This window comes from Streptomyces sp. NPDC101151 (assembly GCF_044768335.1).
In the GTDB taxonomy this organism is placed as follows: Bacteria; Actinomycetota; Actinomycetes; order Streptomycetales; family Streptomycetaceae; genus Streptomyces.
On sequence record NZ_JBIWPP010000005.1, the window covers coordinates 338,961 to 356,412 of the forward strand.

Here is a 17,452-nt window from a genome sequence, read left to right on the forward strand (position 1 = left end):
GGCCAGCCCTTTGCCGCCGCGTAGGCGACGCCGCCCCGGGAGGACGCTGTGCTGAGCACCATGCAGGACGTACCGCTGACCGTGACCCGCATCCTCGAGCACGGGGTGCTGGTGCACGGACGGTCGCAGATCACCACCTGGACCGGGGAGGCCGAGCCGCAGCGGCGCAGCTTCGCCGAGGCCGGGGTGCGCGCGGTGCAGCTGGCGAACGCCCTCCGGGACGAACTCGGAGTCCGGAGCGACGACCGGGTCGCCACACTCATGTGGAACAACGCCGAACACGTCGAGGCGTACTTCGCGATCCCGTCCATGGGCGCGGTGCTGCACACGCTCAATCTGCGGCTGCCCGCCGAGCAGCTGGTGTGGATCGTCAACCACGCCGCCGACCGCGTGGTCATCGTCAACGGCTCGCTGATCCCGCTGCTCGCTCCGCTGCTGCCCAAGCTGCCGACCCTGGAGCACATCGTCGTCTCCGGCCCCGGTGACCGCGCACCGCTGGCGGGCACCACCGCGCGGGTGCACGAGTACGAGGAGCTGATCGCCGGCCGGCCCACCACCTACGACTGGCCCGAGATCGACGAACGCCAGGCCGCCGCGATGTGCTACACCTCCGGCACGACCGGCGACCCCAAGGGCGTGGTGTACAGCCACCGTTCGATCTACCTGCACTCCATGCAGGTCAACATGACCCAGTCGATGGGCCTGACCGACGAGGACACCTCCCTCGTCGTGGTCCCGCAGTTCCACGTCAACGCCTGGGGCCTGCCGCACGCCACCTTCATGACCGGCGTCAACATGCTGATGCCCGACCGCTTCCTGCAGCCCGCCCCGCTGGCCGAGATGATCGAGCGGGAGAAGCCGACGCACGCGGCCGCCGTCCCCACCATCTGGCAGGGCCTGCTCGCCGAACTCCTCGCACGCCCCCGGGACGTCTCCTCCCTCACCCAGGTCACCATCGGCGGCTCGGCCTGCCCGCCGTCCCTGATGGAGGCCTTCGACCAGCTCGGCATGCGGGTCTGCCACGCCTGGGGCATGACGGAGACCTCTCCGCTCGGCACGGTGTCCCGCCCGCCGGCCCATGCGGTCGGCACCGAGGAGGAGTTCGCCTACCGCCTCACCCAGGGCCGTTTCCCGGCCGGTGTCGAGGGCCGCCTCACCGGCCCCGGCGGCGAGCGCCTGCCCTGGGACGGCGAGTCGGCGGGCGAGCTGGAGGTGCGCGGCCCGTGGATCGCGGGCGCCTACTACAACGGCCCCGACGCCGAGCCGCTGCGCCCCGCCGACAAGTTCAGCGAGGACGGCTGGCTGAAGACGGGTGACGTCGGCACCATCTCCCCCGACGGCTTCCTCACGCTCACCGACCGTGCCAAGGACGTCATCAAGTCCGGCGGCGAGTGGATCTCCTCGGTCGAGCTGGAGAACGCGCTGATGTCCCACCCGGATGTCGCCGAGGCCGCCGTGGTCGCCGTACCCGACGAGAAGTGGGGCGAACGCCCGCTGGCCACGGTCGTCCTCAGGGAGGGCGCCCTCACCGACTTCGAGGCCCTGCGCACCTTCCTCGCCGAGGAGGGCAAGATCGCCCGCTGGCAGCTCCCCGAGCGCTGGACGGTCGTCGAGTCGGTGCCGAAGACGAGCGTGGGCAAGTTCGACAAGAAGGTGCTGCGCAGGCAGTACGCGGAGGGCGGGCTGGACGTCACCAGCATCTGACCGGCCGAGGAGTGGGTGGCCGCACTGCCGTGGCCGCCCACCCCGGCACGGGCCACGTCTCCGGCACGGCTGTCTCCCCGGCACCGGCTGTCTCCCCGGCACCGGGCATGTCCCCGGCACCGCGTCGACCCACCCGCCCGACAGGCAGACGTCGCCTGCCGCGGCCCTAGTTCGTACCGATCCGCGCCAGCAGGTCGACGATCCGGCTCTGCACGTCGCTGCTGGTGGACCGCTCCGCGAGGAACAGCACCGTCTCGCCGGACGCCAGCCGCGGCAGGTCGGCCTGGTCGACGGCGGCGGTGTAGACGACGAGCGGGGTGCGGTTGAGCTGCCCGTTCGAGCGCAGCCAGTCGATGATCCCGGTGTACCCGGCCTGTCGCCGGTGCACCTGCATCAGGTCCATCACCACGAGGTTCGGCCGCAACTGCCCCGCCAGCGTCACCGCGTCGTTGTCGTTCGCGGCCCGCGCCACCTGCATCCCGCGCCGCTCCAGCGTCGAGGTCAGCGCCAGCGCGATCTCCGCGTGCTCCTCGATGAGCAGCACCCGCGGCGGATGCTGCTCGCTGTCGCGCGGCGCCAGCGCCTTCAGGAGTACGGCGGGGTCGGCGCCGTAGGCGGCCTCGCGTGTAGCCTGCCCGAGCCCGGCCGTGACCAGCACCGGCACCTCGGCCGCGACCGCCGCCTGGCGCAGTGACTGCAGCGCGGTGCGGGTGATCGGCCCGGTCAGGGGGTCCACGAACAGCGCGGCGGGGAAGGCCGCGATCTGCGCGTCGACCTCCTCGCGGGAGTGCACGATGACGGGCCGGTAGCCGCGGTCGCTCAGCGCCTGCTGGGTCGTCACGTCCGGCGCGGGCCACACCAGCAGCCGGCGCGGGTTGTCCAGCGGCTCCGGGGGCAGCTCGTCGTCCAGCGGCTGAAGGCGCGGGGGGTCCGCGATCTCGACGGCCCCGCCCGGACCGTCCAGCGGTTCGGGTCCCTCGGCCGCGTCCGCGTCCGGGGCGCCTATGGCGTACGACCGTCCGGCGCCCTCGGTGGCGGGGGCGAGCCGGGACTGCCCCGCGAGCGAGGGCTGCGCGGGCGGCTGTTCGGCCGGCGGATGCGGACGGGCCGCCTGCTCCGGCTGCGACTCCGTGCGCGCGGCCGGGTCGGGCGGTGTTCCCAGCTTGCGCCGTCGGCCGCCTCCGCCCGGCGTGTGCGGGGGCGGGGTCGCCGTCGGCTGCTGCACCTGCGCGGCCTGCCGCGAGAACGGCACGCCCTGTCCCAGCGTGCGCACGCTGATGGCCCGGCCCTGCGTGGAGTTCGGGTCGACCGCGGGCCCCGAGGCCTCGGCGGGCAGCGGCTGAGCCGCCCGCGCCGGCGGGACGGCGGCGTGCTCCGGGGGGAGCGGGGTGCCGGGCGCCGGGGTGTCCGGCTGCGCGGCCCGGACGCCCGCGCCGGAGGTGTCGTCGGTGCCGGGCCACTGCTGGGGCACCGCGGCCGCGGGGGTGCCGGCGGCCGGGGCCGGCGCGGTCCGGCCCACCGGCACCTGGCCGGTGGTCGCCTCGGCCGGGAGCGGCTGGGCGGGCTGGGGTGCCGTCGGGGTGCCGGGCGGCACCGGTACGCCCTGACCGGCGGTTCCCTGCGCGGGTACGGCGGGCGGCTGCTGGCCCTGGGGGGTCTGCGCGGGCACGGGCCGGCCGACGGCGGCCTGCGCGGGCACCGGCCGGCCCGGGGCCTGCGCGGGTACGGGCTGTGCGGGAGCCACCTGCGCCGGCATCGGCCGGCCGGGCGGCACCGGTACGCCCTGACCGGCGGTTCCCTGCGCGGGCGCGGCGGCGCGGGGCAGGGCCGCCGGCCGACCGGGGGCGGCCGGAGCCGCGACGCCCGCCCGGCCTGCGGGACCCGGCGGCGTGACCGTGCCCTGGGCCGGGGTCGGCCGACCCGCGGCGGCCCGGGACGCCTGCGGAACCTGACTCGGCTGCCCGAGGGCGGCCTGGGCCCCGGTCGCCTGAGCCGGAAGTGCCGGCACGGCCTGGGCGGGAGCCCCGGGAACGTGGCCCGGCACCCCGGGAGCGGCGGCCGCCTCGCCCGGCTGGGCCACGGCCCGCCGACGGCGGCCGGTCGGTGCGTTCGTGGGGTGCGGCTGAGGCGGGGTGTGGTCCTCGGCCTGGTCGAGCGGTACGGCGTCATGCCGGCCGTCGTCGTCCGCAACCCCCGCGACGGGCGCGGGCACCCGCACCTGACCAGGGACCGGGACCTGCGCATCCGCACCCGGAGCCACGGCCACACCCCTGCCCGCCGCCGCGTCGGCGGAGGCGGGTGAGCGGTCGGCCTCGGCCGGGGGCAGGGCGAAGACCGTACGGGTCCCCGCCTCCTGCGCAGCGGCCCGTTCAGCGGCGGCGGCCAGCGCACGCCGGCGCCGCCCGGTCGGCTGCTCGCTCTCGTCCGCAGCGGGCTGAGCCGTCTCCGTACCGGCCGCGGGCAGCGCGGGCGGCAGAGCGGCCTGCGGTGCACCGGAGTCGCGCCGGGCACGGCGGCCCGTGGGCGCGGGCACGCCCTGCGGCGGCACGGTGCCGCCGAGCCCGCTGCCCGAGGCGGCGGTCCCGGCAGCATGCTCGGCCGCGGTCATCACGGCACCCTCGGCCACGTCCTCAGCCGGATCGGCACCGGTCTCGGCGGGCCGTCCACGGCGCCGTCCGGTCCCACCGGACGCGCTCTCGGGGCCCTCGATCGCCACCGGAGCGGCTGCCTCGACGGCGGCCGCCGCACGCCTGCGGCGCCCGGTCGGCGAGTGGGCCTCCGCCTCACCGTCACCGGACTCAGCGGGAGTGTCGCTCTCCAGGAAAGCGTCAGTGGAAGCGCGCCGGGCCCGCCGCCGCCCACCGCCGGTGCTCTGATCGGCGGCTGCGGCACCCTCGGCCGTGGTGTCCTCGGCGTCCGGAACCCGGGCGGCGACCGCTCCGGCCCCACCGCCGAGCGGCACTTCGAGCACATAGGCGTTGCCGCTCATGCCCGGCACCTCGTGCGTCTGCAGCACACCGCCGTGCGCCCGCACGATCCCGCGCACCATCGGCTCGTGCACCGGGTCTCCCCCGGCGTACGGCCCGCGCACCTCGATCCGTGCCACCTCGCCGCGCTGCGCGGCCGCGACCACGACGGTGTTGTCCAGGTAACCGCCCGCGGACACGGGCGTGTTGCCGGTGGCGTCGACGCCCGCCACGTCCGCGACGAGATGCGCGAGCGCGGTGGCGAGCCGCTGCGGGTCGACCTCGGCCTCGATGGGTGGCGCGTGCACGGCGAACTGCACCCGCCCCGGCCCGATCAGCTCGACGGCCCCGTCCACGCCGGCGGCGACCACGGCGTCGAGCATGACCTTCGTACGGGTGATGTCCTCCGTGCCGGCGTCCAGCCGCTGGTAGCCGAGGACGTTGTCGATGAGGGTGGTGATGCGTGAGTACCCGGCGGAGAGGTGATGCAGCACCTGGTTCGCCTCGGGCCACAGCTGCCCGGCGTCGTCCGCGGCCAGGGCGGACAGCTCGCGCCGCAGCTCGTCGAGCGGGCCGCGCAGGGACCGCGCGAGCAGCGTGAGCAGCTGATCGTGCCGCCCGGCGAGGGCCTCGAACCGGTCCTTCTCCCGCTCACCGAGGGCGGCGTACCGCTCCTCGCCCGACGCCAGCTCCTCCTGGTGCTTCTCGCGCAGTTCGTCGAGTTCGGTGACGTGCTGCTGGCGCAGCGCGGTCAGGTCGGAGGCGTGCTCCTCGGAGAGCCGTTCCAGCTCCTCGGCGTGCGCCTGCTCCAGCGCGGCCTTCTCCTCGGCGAGGGTGTCGTACGGCCGCCGGTCCGTGAAGGTCATGACGGCGCCGACGAGCTGGTCGCCGTCGCGCACGGGAGCGGTGGTCAGATCGACCGCCACCTGCCCCTTGCCCTTGGACCACAGCACCTGTCCGCGCACCCGGTGCTTGCGCCCGGAGCGCAGGGTGTCGGCGAGCGGAGACTCGTCGTACGGGAAGGGGGTGCCGTCGACGCGCGAGTGCAGCACGAGGGCGTGCAGCTCCTTGCCGCCCAGCTCACCGGCCCGGTAACCCAGTATCTGGGCGGCGGCCGGATTGACGAGCACGATCCGCCCGTCGGTGTCGGTGCCCACGACGCCCTCGGCCGCGGCCCGCAGGATCATCTCGGTCTGCCGTTGCGAGCGGGCCAGCTCGGCCTCGGTGTCCACGGTCCCGGACAGGTCCCGCACGACGATCATCAGCAGCTCGTCGCCGGTGTAGCCGTAACCGTCGTAGGCCTGCTGCCCGTTCTCCAGATTCGCGCTCGTGACCTCGACCGGGAACTCGGACCCGTCGGTGCGCCGCGCGATCATCCGGGTGGGCTTGGTCCGGCCCTGCGGGTCCATGTGATCGGGCCGTCGCATGGAGCCCGGGATCAGCCTGGAGTCGAACTGCGGCAGCAGATCGAGCAGCCCGCGCCCGACGAGGGCGGTGCCCGGCGCCTCGAAGGCCTCCAGGGCGATCGTGTTGGCGTTGACGACGGTTCCGTTGGCGTTGACCAGGACCAACGCGTCGGGCAGCGCGTCGAGTATGGCTGCGAGGCGAGCAGCGCCTCGGGATGGCCTGCTGCTCACGAGACGCTTCCTCCCTGTTACCGCACCTTGCCGACCGCTCGAGCCATCTTGCCAACCGGCTCGCGACGTGTCACGCGAGGGAGTCTAAGGGCTCGGGTTGCGCTCGCGACGCCGGATGAGAGGGAGGTCGCACGAGGAAGTGATGGCGAACGTATGACCGTATGCCCGGGGGTGCTCGGTTCCGGGTCCGGTTCCGGCCTCGGCTCCGCGAGACCTTCGCCGGACCTTCACGATGCCCGTGATGTCCGCCGAGAGGACTGTTGTCCGCCGAGGAGCACCTACGAAGGCGCACCGATCCGCGGCAGGAGGGGCACCAGGCGGTCCCACCGCCCGATCTCGCATCCGTTGCTGCGGTCGTAGGAGGTGTCGACCGGGCGTCCCGCCCAGGTACCGGTGACATGGGCGGTGGCCGGGCCGCCGTACATCATGGTGCAGGTGCTGCCCGGGGCCACCGGGGCGAAGGTGTCCCGCCCCCAGCGCGTGTTCGAGTCGAGCGCGCGGCAGGCCCCCGCCACGTCCGGGTGACTCCCGGCTCCGGGGTGACAGGACACCTCGTACGTCCCGTCCTGCCCCGCGCCGGCGTGCTGCAGGACGACGGTGATGTGATCGCCGGCCCGGTCCTCGGGCCGTACCGGCGGGGGCACGGCGGGCGCGGCCGCGGCGGGTACGGCGGCGAGGACGGCCAGGGACGACACGGAGACGGCGGCGAGGGACGACACGAGGGCGCCGCGCGGGACGATCGACAGGACAGAGAGCATGCCCTGCCCAACGTCCGGGCGCCCGGTTCGTTGCGCCCGCCACGCATCTGCCGCCTCGCCGGGGGAAGCCCTTTGCCCTGCGGGCCTCGTGCCTAGTACCGTGGGGGGCGATTGGTGACACCGCGCTCGACTGTGTCATCATCTGCACGCACCAGTCGCGCGCTCGCGTGAATGGTTGTGCTGGAGGCGTCGCCTAGTCCGGTCTATGGCGCCGCACTGCTAATGCGGTTTGGGACGCAAATCCCATCGAGGGTTCAAATCCCTCCGCCTCCGCGCCTGATCCCGAAGCCCCGGTCCCCAGGACCGGGGCTTCGGCGTTCCCAGGCCACCCCCGCACTCCCCGCCCGATCGGCGTTTTCGCAGGTCGCAAGGGGTATGTGAATCGGATTTCACATGGCGGCGGCAGTCATGTAATGTTCTTCCTGTCGCCGCGAGCGGGCCGGAAGGGCCGGGAGTGAAGACGAAAAACAGAAAAATACAAGCACTCGTAGCTTAACGGATAGAGCATCTGACTACGGATCAGAAGGTTGCAGGTTCGAATCCTGCCGAGTGCACAACAGACCAGAGGCCCTGTGGAGTGATCCACAGGGCCTCTGGCTTTTGCGTTGACGGCAAGCCGCTCGTCGGGTTACCGCACGTCGACGTAGTCACCTGTGGCGGCGATGGAGGAAGTCGTCGCGCTGCCGCCGTAGTACAGACGCCAGTAGCCGTCCGACGTGGTGGACGTGGTGGTGGTCTTCACGTAGCCGGTCGAGTCGGCGGTGACCGTCTTGACGGTGGTGTACGTGTTGCTGTCGGCCTTGCGGAACTGCAGCGCGATCTTCTGGTTGCCGTAGCCCGTGTACGTGCCCCTCTCCCAGTCGGCCCGGGTCAGCTTGCCGGTGACGGTGAGGGTCTTGCCCTTCTTGACCGGCTCCGGCGACGCGTTCACCGTGAGCTTGGAGAACCGCTTGATGTAGTGGTTGTGGTAGAAGACGTTCTCGTAGATGCTGCCGTCCTTGGCGAGCACGTCCGCCGTGATGAGCCAGGCGCCCGCCAGGGCGTTCTTGTACAGGTCGCTCTTCGGGTCGACGGTGATCGTCAGCGTGCAGGTGGACGTGGTGGCGGTGGTGGCGGTGCATTTCGCCGCGTCCTCGTTCGGGCCCAGGTAGCCGTCGACGTGGTTGGGGTCGGCGCCGTGCCACAGGGCGATGTAGGCATCCTGGATGCCGGAGGCGTGCGTGGCCGTCAGCGAGACGTTGATCTTCTGCACGGTGGCTGTACCCGCCACGATCGCCCTGCCGCCGTTGACGGTGACATTCGAGACCGTCGGGCTGACGGAGGCGGTGGTCGCAGCGGACGCCGACTTCGCCTGCTTGCCGAAGACGGAACCGATGGCCGGCTTGGTGACGGGCGGGGCGTCGGCCGCCTGTGCGCTCGGCAGAGCGACGGCGGTGAGAGCCAGGGCGCCGGTGAGAGCTGCGGCGGCCGCGAAGGCACGTATGCGCATGCTGTTGTTCTCCGGGAGGAGAAGGGGTACCTCGGGTCGTCGTCTCGTGGTACCCGAGTGATCGAGGAGTCTGGTGACTCGGCTGATCAGACCTGCGGTCGCGGTGCAGGGTTGTACGAGATGTGGAGCGATCTCGCTCCCGCGGGCGCAGAAGCGGTGGGCGTCCGGGATGCGCTGCCCCAACGGGAACGCGGCGAGCGAGGCTGGGTGGGGCTTGAAGGAGTCGCTGCCGACGGGCTGGTGAAACGACGTAGTCGAGCCGGCGCCGGCTGATGCGGCTCAGCACTCCTCTTCCGGGTCGTTCCTGTTCAGCTTCTCCAGATAGTCGTGGGCCAGTGCCGTCGCCCGGGTGAACCAGTCCGTGATGATCGCCAGCTCCTCGGGGGAGTAGTCGGCGAACAGGGCCGTGAGGCGTTCGTAGTGGCCCGCGTACACCGCCTCGACCCGGGCCACCGCGGTCGGAACGGCGGCGACACGCACCCGGCGGCGGTCCGCGGGGTCGGGGCGGCGGGTGACGTAGCCGGTGCGTTCGAGGCGGTTGAGGATGCCGGTCACCGCGCCCGTGGTCACGTGGGCGCGGGCCGCGAGGTCGCCGGCGGTGAGCAGTTCCTCGCCCGCCTCCAGCACGAAGGCGAAGCAGGTGAGGTCGGTGACGTTCAGCCCCAGCCGCCGGGCCAGTTCCTGCTGCCCGATCAGGTGGGCGGCGATGAGGTGGTCCATCGCCGACCGCGCCTGTGCCGGGGTGGCGGGCGGTCGGGGCGTGCCGTCCATCTTTCTAAATCCCTTAGCTCGTGAGATATTCGGGGGGCTAATTTCTTAGTTCATGAGGGAGTATCGTCCCTGGAGGCGGCTGCATGAGTCTGTACGACGAGGGTCACACGATCGCCGGCTGGACCGGCTTCGGTATCGCGACCGTCGGAAGCGGTCTGGTGGGTCTGGGAGTGTGCGCGGTCTCCACGCCGGCCCTCGTGGGCGGGCTGGCGATCGTGGGCGCGAGCGTCCTGGTGACATGGGCACTACACCTGACGGGCTGGGGCAAGCCGCCGGGGGTACGGCCGCGGGGCCAGTGGGGCCTGCGGGTCCGGGACACGCAGGCCCGGGGCGGACACCCAGGGTGCGTCAGCTGCCGGCTGGCGGGGCGGGGGCGGCCCGCGCCCGACGCGGCACCGGTGCCCGTGGCGCCCGGGGAGGCTCGGGCCGGATCGACACCTCTGTCACCGGTCGAGTGAACGTACTTTCCGCGAACGGATCCCCGCCCACCCCCGGGGCAGTGTCAGCGCCACCTTCTACCCTCACGAGTGATGGCACACGGATGGACATGCTCGGGACTGCGCTGGACGTCTGACGGCCCCGTGCTGGTGTGGGACGGCGGGCGGCGCAGTGCGCTGCCGTGGGGGAAACGGGTCGCGTTCGCCGTCGGGGAGGGGACGGCGCGGCAATGTGCGGGGGCCCGCGGACATGCGTGTCCGATGCGGTCCGTGGTGTCCGCGCGGAGCACGGGTGCCCGGTGCGAGGAGTGCGCGCGGCTGGACCGGGCCCATTCGGTGGCCGCCGACACCATCGCCGATGATCCGCGGCCGTACCGCGTCTATCTGGCCTGGTTCGGACCCGGCATGGTCAAGGTCGGCATCACCGCCGTCGAGCGCGGCTCGGCGCGACTGCTCGAACAGGGTGCCGTCTGCTTCAGCCGGCTGGGCACCGGCCCGCTGATGGCCGCGCGGCGTACCGAGGAGCTGCTGCGGGCCGCCCTCCAGGTCCCGGACCGGATTCCGTACGCCGAGAAGCGGGCGGTGCGGGCATCGCTGCCGGAGACGGAGGGTGAGCGGGCCGCCGAGGTGCGGGAGTTGCACGCGCGGGCCGTCGTACTCGACGGGTGGCCCGAGTCGTTGGTCCGGGAGCCGTGCCGACCGGTGGACCATGTGAGCCGTTTCGGTCTGTCCGCCGTACCGGCAGCCGTCGGTGACGTCGTCGAGCTCGTCCCGGGTGGGGTCGTCAGCGGTGAGCTGGTCGCGGCCGCCGGGCCCGATCTTCATCTGGCGGTCGCCGGGCGCGGGGTCGTCGTCCTCGACACGCGGCTGATGACCGGATGGGAGCTGGAGCCGCTGCCCGAGGCGGCCGGCGCGTTCACCGTCCCGGTGAGGGAGTTCAGGAGGGAGCAGGACGGGCTGTTCTGACGGACGCGGGTGCCACGGTCCGAGGCCGGAAGGTCAAGACTTGGATCCCGTACGGATCCCTTCGGGCAAGGTCCATGGACCTGTGGCACCGGCCGCGGTCATCGTGGCGACATGAGCGAACAACATCTTGCCCCTGTCGGTCCCGTTCCCGTGCCCGCCCACGAACCCCCGTACTACGTCGTCGTGTTCACCTCCACCCGAACCGGCCACGACCCCGACGGGTACACCGACACCGCCCGCCGCCTCTCCGCCCTCGTACGCCAGATCCCCGGCTTCCTCGGTGAGGACTTCGCCCACACCCCCGGCGGACTCGCCGTCTCCGTCGCCTACTTCCGGGACCTGGCCGGCATCGAGGAGTGGCGCAGGCACCCCGAGCACGCCGACGCCAAGCGGCGCGGGCACGAGCGGTGGTACGAGCGCTACGTGATCCACATCGCCCGGGTCGAGCACAGCCACGGGTTCACGCGCACGTGACCGGTTCCCAGGTGTTCCCTGAGCGGCGCCTGTGTGTTTCTCAGGGAAATCACAGATTTGTGAAAGCGTGTTCTCAGAGGGCCCCGACAAGGTGTCCACCATGACCACGACCTCGCCCCAGGGGCGCACCGAACTGCTGAGGCCGGACGGGAGCCCCGTCCGAGTGCTTGTGGTGGACGACGAGCTGTCGATCACCGAACTGCTGAGCATGGCCCTTCGTTACGAGGGCTGGCAGATCAGGAGTGCGGGTGACGGACAAGGGGCCGTTCAGACCGCACGCGAGTTCCGGCCCGACGCCGTCGTCCTGGACATGATGCTGCCCGACATGGACGGGCTGGCCGTCCTCGGGCGGCTGCGCCGCGAACTGCCGGACGTGCCCGTCCTGTTCCTGACCGCCAAGGACGCCGTGGAGGACCGTATCGCCGGACTCACCGCCGGCGGCGACGACTACGTCACCAAGCCGTTCAGCCTGGAAGAGGTCGTGGCCCGGCTGCGGGGACTCATCCGTCGCTCGGGAGCCGCCGACCGCCGGTCCGACTCCGTGCTCGTCGTGGGGGATCTGACCCTGGACGAGGACAGTCACGAGGTCTCGCGGGCCGGGGAGTCCATCCATCTCACCGCCACCGAGTTCGAGCTGCTGCGCTTTCTCATGCGCAATCCGCGGCGCGTGCTCAGCAAGGCGCAGATCCTGGACCGCGTGTGGTCGTACGACTTCGGCGGGCAGGCCAATGTGGTCGAGTTGTACATCTCGTATCTGCGGCGGAAGATCGACGCCGGACGGGAGCCCATGATCCACACCCGGCGCGGGGCCGGTTACCTGATCAAGCCCGCCGCGTCATGAGCGGGCGACGACGGCCGCGTCCGCAGAAGCGGCATGCGGGGCAGGGACAGCCGCGCACCCTGCGGACCCGGCTGGTCGTCGCATCCGTGGTGCTGATCGCCGTGGTGTGTGCGGTGATCGGCACCGTGACCACGCTCGCCCTGCGGAGTCACCTCTACAACCAGCTCAACGACAAGGTGACCGACATCGCCATGCGTGCGACGGGTGGCCACCTGCAGGACCAGGGCGGCAAGGAGCCCGGCGGCCCGGACGGCCCCGGCTCCCTGTCCAAGATCCCGACGACGCCGAGCGGAAGGATCGCGCGCCTGCTCACCAACGGCCCGACGCAGCCCGGCACCGTCGCGGCGTATGTGCGCGGCGGATCGATCGCCAGCGCCGCCAAGGCCGTTCAGCTGAAGGACGGCGGGTTCGGGAAGATGGGCACCGTCGCTCTCAGCGCCGCGCAGAAGCGCGCGCTCGCCGAGGTGCCGAAGGACGACAACCGGCACTCGGTGGAGCTGCCCGGCCTCGGGGACTACCTCGTCCGCTACAAGGTGAGTCCGGACGGCAGCGGAGACGCCTACTACGTCGCCCTGCCCACCAAGGACGTCGACGACAACATCGACACCCTGATCGTGGTGGAGGTCTGTGTCACCGTGGCGGGCTTGCTCGCCGCCTCCCTCGCCGGCACCGTCATCGTCGGCCTGGCCACCCGCCCCCTGCGCAAGGTCGCCGCCACCGCCACCCGGGTCTCCGAACTCCCCCTGCACACCGGCGAGGTGAACCTCAGCGAGCGGGTCCCGGAGTCGGAGTGCGATCCGCACAGCGAGGTCGGACAGGTCGGCGCCGCGCTCAACCGGATGCTCGACCATGTGCACGGCGCCCTGCACGCCCGGCAGCAGAGCGAGACGCGGGTACGGCAGTTCGTCGCCGACGCCAGTCATGAGCTGCGGACTCCGCTCGCCTCCATCCGCGGGTACGCCGAGCTGACCCGGCGCGGGAGAGAGCAGGTCGGGCCCGACACCCGGCACGCCCTCGGGCGGATCGAGTCCGAGGCCGGGCGGATGACCCTGCTGGTCGAGGACCTGCTGCTGCTCGCCCGGCTGGACGCCGGACGGCCGCTGCAGTTCGAGCAGACCGACCTCGTTCCGCTCGTCGTGGACACCATCAGCGACGCCCGCGCGGCCGGCATGGACCACAACTGGCGGCTCGACCTGCCCGACGAACCGGCCCTCGTCTCCGCGGACGCGGCGCGCCTGCAACAGGTGCTGGTCAATCTGCTGGGCAATGCCCGCAACCACACCCCGCCCGGTACGACGGTCACCGCCCGCGTGCAGCGGCGCGGGCCGTGGCTGTGCATCGACGTCGAGGACAACGGACAGGGGATCCCTCCGGACCTGCTGCCGCACGTCTTCGAGCGGTTCGCGCGCGGGGACTCCGCGCGCTCCCGCTCCACCGGCTCCACCGGGCTCGGCCTCGCCATCGTGCAGGCCGTCGCGGCCGCTCACGGCGGTGCCGTGACCGTGGACAGCGTTCCGGGGCGGACGGTGTTCACCGTGCATCTGCCCGCGCACGTCCCGGCCGTGCCGCAGCCGGCCCCCGGAACGGGCCGGCCATCGCACTCACAGGCACAGCACAGTGCCACCACATGGGTGCGACAGGGCGCCTGACCAAAGTCGGTTCCATGCGAACCGACTCTTCTCCCGGCACCCTGCCGGCGCGGGAGCACCTCCCGGCCGGAAACGCCGGTACGCCTGTCCTGGACGTAGTGATCCCCGTCTACAACGAGGAGAAGGACCTCCACCCGTGCGTGCTCAGACTGCACGAGCACCTCACGCGCACCTTCCCGTACGCCTTCCGCATCACGATCGCGGACAACGCGTCCACGGACAGCACGCCCCTGGTGGCGGCCCGGCTGGAGGCGGAGATCCCCGAGGTCGCCAACTTCCGGCTGGAGCAGAAGGGCCGCGGACGCGCCCTCAGGACCGTCTGGTCCGCGTCCGACGCACCGATCCTCGCGTACATGGACGTCGACCTGTCCACCGACCTCAACGCCCTGCTGCCGCTGGTGGCGCCACTGATCTCGGGCCACTCGGACCTCGCGATCGGCTCCCGGCTCGCCCGTACCTCCCGGGTGGTGCGCGGCCCCAAGCGGGAGTTCATCAGCCGGGCCTACAACATGATCCTGCGCGGCAGCCTGCAGGCCCGCTTCTCGGACGCGCAGTGCGGCTTCAAGGCGATCCGGCGCGATGTCGCCCAGGTGCTGCTGCCGCTGGTGGAGGACACCGGCTGGTTCTTCGACACCGAGATGCTGGTACTCGCCGAGCGGGCGGGGCTGAGGATTCACGAGGTGCCGGTCGACTGGGTCGACGACCCGGACTCGACCGTGCACATCGTGAAGACGGCCACCGACGACCTCAAGGGCGTGTGGCGCATCGGCAGGGCCCTGGGCACCGGTTCGCTGCCGCTGGACCGGCTCACCCGGCCCTTCGGCGACGACCCGCGCGACCGCGAGATCCAGGACGTGCCCACGGGGCTCGCCCGCCAGCTCGTCGGGTTCTGCGTCGTGGGCGGCCTGTCGACCCTCTTCTACCTCCTGCTCTACAGCGGCTTCCGCCAGTTCTCCGGCGCACAGGTCGCCAACGCGCTCGCCCTGCTCGTCTCGGCGGTCGCCAACACGGCCGCCAACCGCCGCCTGACCTTCGGGGTGCGGGGCCGGGGCGGAGCCGTACGGCACCAGGCGCAGGGCCTGGTGGTCTTCGGCATCGGACTCGCCCTGACCAGCGGCTCCCTGGCCGCCCTGAACGCGGCCACCGGCAACCCGGCGCACTCCACCGAGGTGGCGGTGCTCATCGCCGCCAACCTCGCGGCGACCGTGCTGCGCTTCCTGCTCTTCCGCGCCTGGGTGTTCCCGGACCACCAGGAGTCCGGCGGTTCGACGGTGGCCGCCGCGCACACCCCGTCCTCACCGTCCTCAACGTCGTTTCCGACCCGCACGACGACCGTGCCGTACCGGCCCGACGGGCCGTTTCCGCAGCGCCCGGCGCCGTACCCGTCGTACGACCCGTACCCGACCACCCAGGTCCGCGCCGGTGAGGCCGCGGACGGCAGCTGGAGGGACGCCACCATGCGGCTGCAGCCGGTGCGCCCTCACGACACCGACCCGGGGGACCCCCGATGACCACCCACTACGACCGGCCCGCCCCGCAGGACACCCCCGGGGCCTGGGGACCGCCGCCCACGACGCCCCCGCAGGCCCCCGGATCCGGTGAGCCCGGGCAGCCCTTCACCCGCAGACTGTGGCGCGGCCGCCCCGAGGACCCGCGCTGGGCACGCCCGGCCTTCCTCGGTCTGCTGGCCGTCACCCTGGTCACCTACCTGTACGACCTGAGCGCCTCCGGCTACGCCAACTCCTTCTACTCGGCGGCCGTCCAGGCGGGCAGCAAGTCCTGGAAGGCGTTCTTCTTCGGCTCGCTGGACGCGGGCAACGCCATCACCGTCGACAAGCCCTCGGCCTTCATGTGGCCGATGGAGCTGTCGGTCAGGATCTTCGGCCTGAACTCGTGGGCGATCCTCGCCCCCGAGGTCCTCATGGGCGTCGGCACGGTGGCGGTCGTGTACGCGGCGGTACGGCGTCGCTCCGGCCCGGCGGCCGGTCTGATCGCGGGCGCGGTGCTCGCGCTGACCCCCGTCGCGGCGCTGATGTTCCGGTTCAACAACCCGGACGCGCTGCTGGCTCTGCTGATGTCGCTGGCCTGCTACTTCGTCGTGCGCGCCGTGGAGGACGGGCGCACCGGGTGGCTGGTGTGGGCGGGTGTCGCGATCGGCTTCGCGTTCCTCGCCAAGACCCTGCAGGCCTTCCTGATCCTGCCGCCGCTGGCGATCGTCTACGCCGTCTGCGGTCCGGTGAGGCCGATGAAGCGGCTGGTGCAGCTCGGCCTCGCGACCGTCGCGCTCGTCGTGGCCGGCGGCTGGTGGGTCGCGATCGTGGAGCTGTGGCCGGCCTCCTCCCGCCCCTACATCGGCGGTTCGCAGAACAACAGCTTCCTGGACCTGACCTTCGGCTACAACGGCCTCGGCCGGATCAACGGCGACGAGACCGGCAGCGTCGGCGGCGGTGGCGGGGCGGGCGGCACCGGCCGCTGGGGCGAGACCGGCTGGGACCGGATGTTCAGTTCCGAGATCGGCAGCCAGATCTCCTGGCTGATCCCGGCCGCACTGATCCTGCTGGTCGCGGGCCTGTGGGCGACCCGGAAGGCACGGCGTACGTCCGTCACGCGCGCGTCGTTCCTGGTGTGGGGCGGCTCGCTGCTGATCACCATGGTGGTCTTCAGCTACATGGCGGGAATCTTCCACCAGTACTACACGGTGGCCCTCGCCCCCTACGTCGCGGCGGTCACCGGCATGGGCGCCGGGCTGCTGTGGGAGAAGCGGAAGGAGACCTGGGCGTCCCTCACGCTCGCCGCGTCCGTGGTGGCCGCGGCGGCCTGGGGCTACGTCCTGCTCAACCGCACCTCCGGCTATCTGCCCTGGCTGAAGTGGCTGGTCCTGATCGGCGGGCTCGCGGCCGCGTTCGGCCTGGTCTTCGCCGGCCGCCTCGCGCGACGGCTCGCTCTGGGTGCGGCGGCGGTGGGCCTGCTGGCCGCGCTCGCCGGTCCGGCGGCGTACACGCTCAGCACGGTGAACTCCGCGCACACCGGCTCCATCCCGACGGCCGGCCCGGCGGGCGCGAGCATGATGGGCTTCGGCGGCGGCCGGCCCGGTGGCGGCAACGGCGGGGGCATGCGCGGCGGCTTCGGCGGCGGAATGCCGGGGCAGAACCAGCAGGGCCAGCAGAACCAGCAGGGCCAGCAGAACCAGCAGGGCCAGCAAAACGGCAACGGGAACATGCCGGGGCAGGGCCAGGGCTTCCCCGGCGGCGGCATGCCGGGCCAGAACGGCAACGGGCAGGGCGGCCAGGGGCAGGGTCAGGGCCAGCGGAACGGCAACGGCTTCCCGGGCGGCGGCGCCATGGGCGAAGGCGGCCGTACGGGCGGTGGCGGTGGCGCCGGCGGCCTGCTGAACGGAGCGAACGTCAGCTCCGCGGCCAAGAAGCTGCTGGAGACGGACGCGGACAAGTACACCTGGGTCGCCGCCTCCATCGGCTCCCAGAACGCGGCGAGCTACCAGCTGGCCACCGGTGACCCGGTGATGGCGATCGGCGGCTTCAACGGCACCGACCCGTCCCCGACGCCGGCCGAGTTCAAGAAGTACGTGGCGGACGGAAAGATCCACTACTTCATCGCCGGCGGCGGCATGGGCGGTGGCGCGGGAGGCGACGCCAGCGGTACGGCGTCCCGGATCACCTCATGGGTCGAGAGCAACTTCAAGAAGGTGACGGCCGGTTCGGCCACCTTCTACGACCTGACGCAGCGCAGCTGACAGAAATCG

The 17,452-nt window shown here is 72.4% G+C and carries 12 protein-coding genes and 2 tRNA genes; 10 read left to right on the top strand and 4 right to left on the bottom strand.

Going from position 1 to position 17,452, the window contains the following annotated elements:
- Positions 1 to 60 precede the first annotated feature (60 nt).
- On the top strand, positions 61 to 1,704 hold the full coding sequence (locus tag ACIRU3_RS12440) for a long-chain fatty acid--CoA ligase (RefSeq protein ID WP_404055499.1): 1,644 nt from the start codon (positions 61 to 63) through the stop codon (positions 1,702 to 1,704).
- Positions 1,705 to 1,870: 166 nt separating this feature from the next.
- Here the strand turns inward: ACIRU3_RS12440 and ACIRU3_RS12445 are convergent, their stop codons facing one another.
- Together ACIRU3_RS12445 and ACIRU3_RS12450 are read right to left on the bottom strand one after the other, a co-directional pair.
- Positions 1,871 to 6,307: a PAS domain-containing protein gene (locus ACIRU3_RS12445; protein ID WP_404055235.1), complete on the bottom strand. Its 4,437-nt coding sequence runs from the start codon at positions 6,305 to 6,307 to the stop codon at positions 1,871 to 1,873.
- 278 nt (positions 6,308 to 6,585) lie between these two features.
- Positions 6,586 to 7,065, bottom strand: coding sequence for an SSI family serine proteinase inhibitor (locus tag ACIRU3_RS12450; protein WP_404055237.1), 480 nt, complete (start codon positions 7,063 to 7,065; stop codon positions 6,586 to 6,588).
- Positions 7,066 to 7,247: 182 nt separating this feature from the next.
- Here ACIRU3_RS12450 and ACIRU3_RS12455 point away from each other — a divergent pair.
- Together ACIRU3_RS12455 and ACIRU3_RS12460 are read left to right on the top strand one after the other, a co-directional pair.
- A tRNA-Ser gene (locus ACIRU3_RS12455) sits at positions 7,248 to 7,338 on the top strand.
- 208 nt (positions 7,339 to 7,546) lie between these two features.
- A tRNA-Arg gene (locus ACIRU3_RS12460) sits at positions 7,547 to 7,619 on the top strand.
- 74 nt (positions 7,620 to 7,693) lie between these two features.
- On the opposite strand, the gene ACIRU3_RS12465 is transcribed toward ACIRU3_RS12460, so the two are convergent.
- Positions 7,694 to 8,554 (bottom strand): DUF5707 domain-containing protein, encoded by an 861-nt coding sequence (locus ACIRU3_RS12465; protein WP_404055239.1) that lies wholly within the window; start codon positions 8,552 to 8,554, stop codon positions 7,694 to 7,696.
- 279 nt (positions 8,555 to 8,833) lie between these two features.
- The gene (locus tag ACIRU3_RS12470) at positions 8,834 to 9,325 is read right to left on the bottom strand and encodes a MarR family winged helix-turn-helix transcriptional regulator (RefSeq protein ID WP_404055240.1); all 492 of its coding nucleotides are present in this window, start codon (positions 9,323 to 9,325) and stop codon (positions 8,834 to 8,836) included.
- 83 nt (positions 9,326 to 9,408) lie between these two features.
- Here ACIRU3_RS12470 and ACIRU3_RS12475 point away from each other — a divergent pair, with 83 nt between their 5' ends.
- The 7 genes from ACIRU3_RS12475 to ACIRU3_RS12505 all read left to right on the top strand — a co-directional run bounded on the left by ACIRU3_RS12475 (position 9,409) and on the right by ACIRU3_RS12505 (position 17,443).
- Complete coding sequence (locus ACIRU3_RS12475) at positions 9,409 to 9,783, top strand: HGxxPAAW family protein (RefSeq protein ID WP_404055242.1); 375 nt, start codon at positions 9,409 to 9,411, stop codon at positions 9,781 to 9,783.
- A gap of 72 nt (positions 9,784 to 9,855) precedes the next feature.
- On the top strand, positions 9,856 to 10,728 hold the full coding sequence (locus ACIRU3_RS12480; RefSeq protein WP_404055244.1) for a DUF2797 domain-containing protein: 873 nt from the start codon (positions 9,856 to 9,858) through the stop codon (positions 10,726 to 10,728).
- A gap of 111 nt (positions 10,729 to 10,839) precedes the next feature.
- Positions 10,840 to 11,202 carry an antibiotic biosynthesis monooxygenase family protein gene (locus tag ACIRU3_RS12485; RefSeq protein ID WP_404055246.1) on the top strand — a complete coding sequence of 121 codons (363 nt, stop codon included), beginning with the start codon at positions 10,840 to 10,842 and terminating at the stop codon, positions 11,200 to 11,202.
- 100 nt (positions 11,203 to 11,302) lie between these two features.
- Complete coding sequence (locus tag ACIRU3_RS12490; protein WP_236053546.1) at positions 11,303 to 12,043, top strand: response regulator transcription factor; 741 nt, start codon at positions 11,303 to 11,305, stop codon at positions 12,041 to 12,043.
- Positions 12,040 to 13,692, top strand: coding sequence for an ATP-binding protein (locus ACIRU3_RS12495; protein WP_404055248.1), 1,653 nt, complete (start codon positions 12,040 to 12,042; stop codon positions 13,690 to 13,692). Before ACIRU3_RS12490 ends, ACIRU3_RS12495 begins: the two co-directional genes overlap by 4 nt.
- Positions 13,693 to 13,706: 14 nt before the next feature.
- Positions 13,707 to 15,203, top strand: a complete 1,497-nt coding sequence (locus tag ACIRU3_RS12500) for a glycosyltransferase (protein ID WP_404055249.1) — start codon at positions 13,707 to 13,709, stop codon at positions 15,201 to 15,203.
- Complete coding sequence (locus tag ACIRU3_RS12505) at positions 15,200 to 17,443, top strand: ArnT family glycosyltransferase (RefSeq protein WP_404055251.1); 2,244 nt, start codon at positions 15,200 to 15,202, stop codon at positions 17,441 to 17,443. Before ACIRU3_RS12500 ends, ACIRU3_RS12505 begins: the two co-directional genes overlap by 4 nt.
- Positions 17,444 to 17,452: the final 9 nt, after the last annotated feature.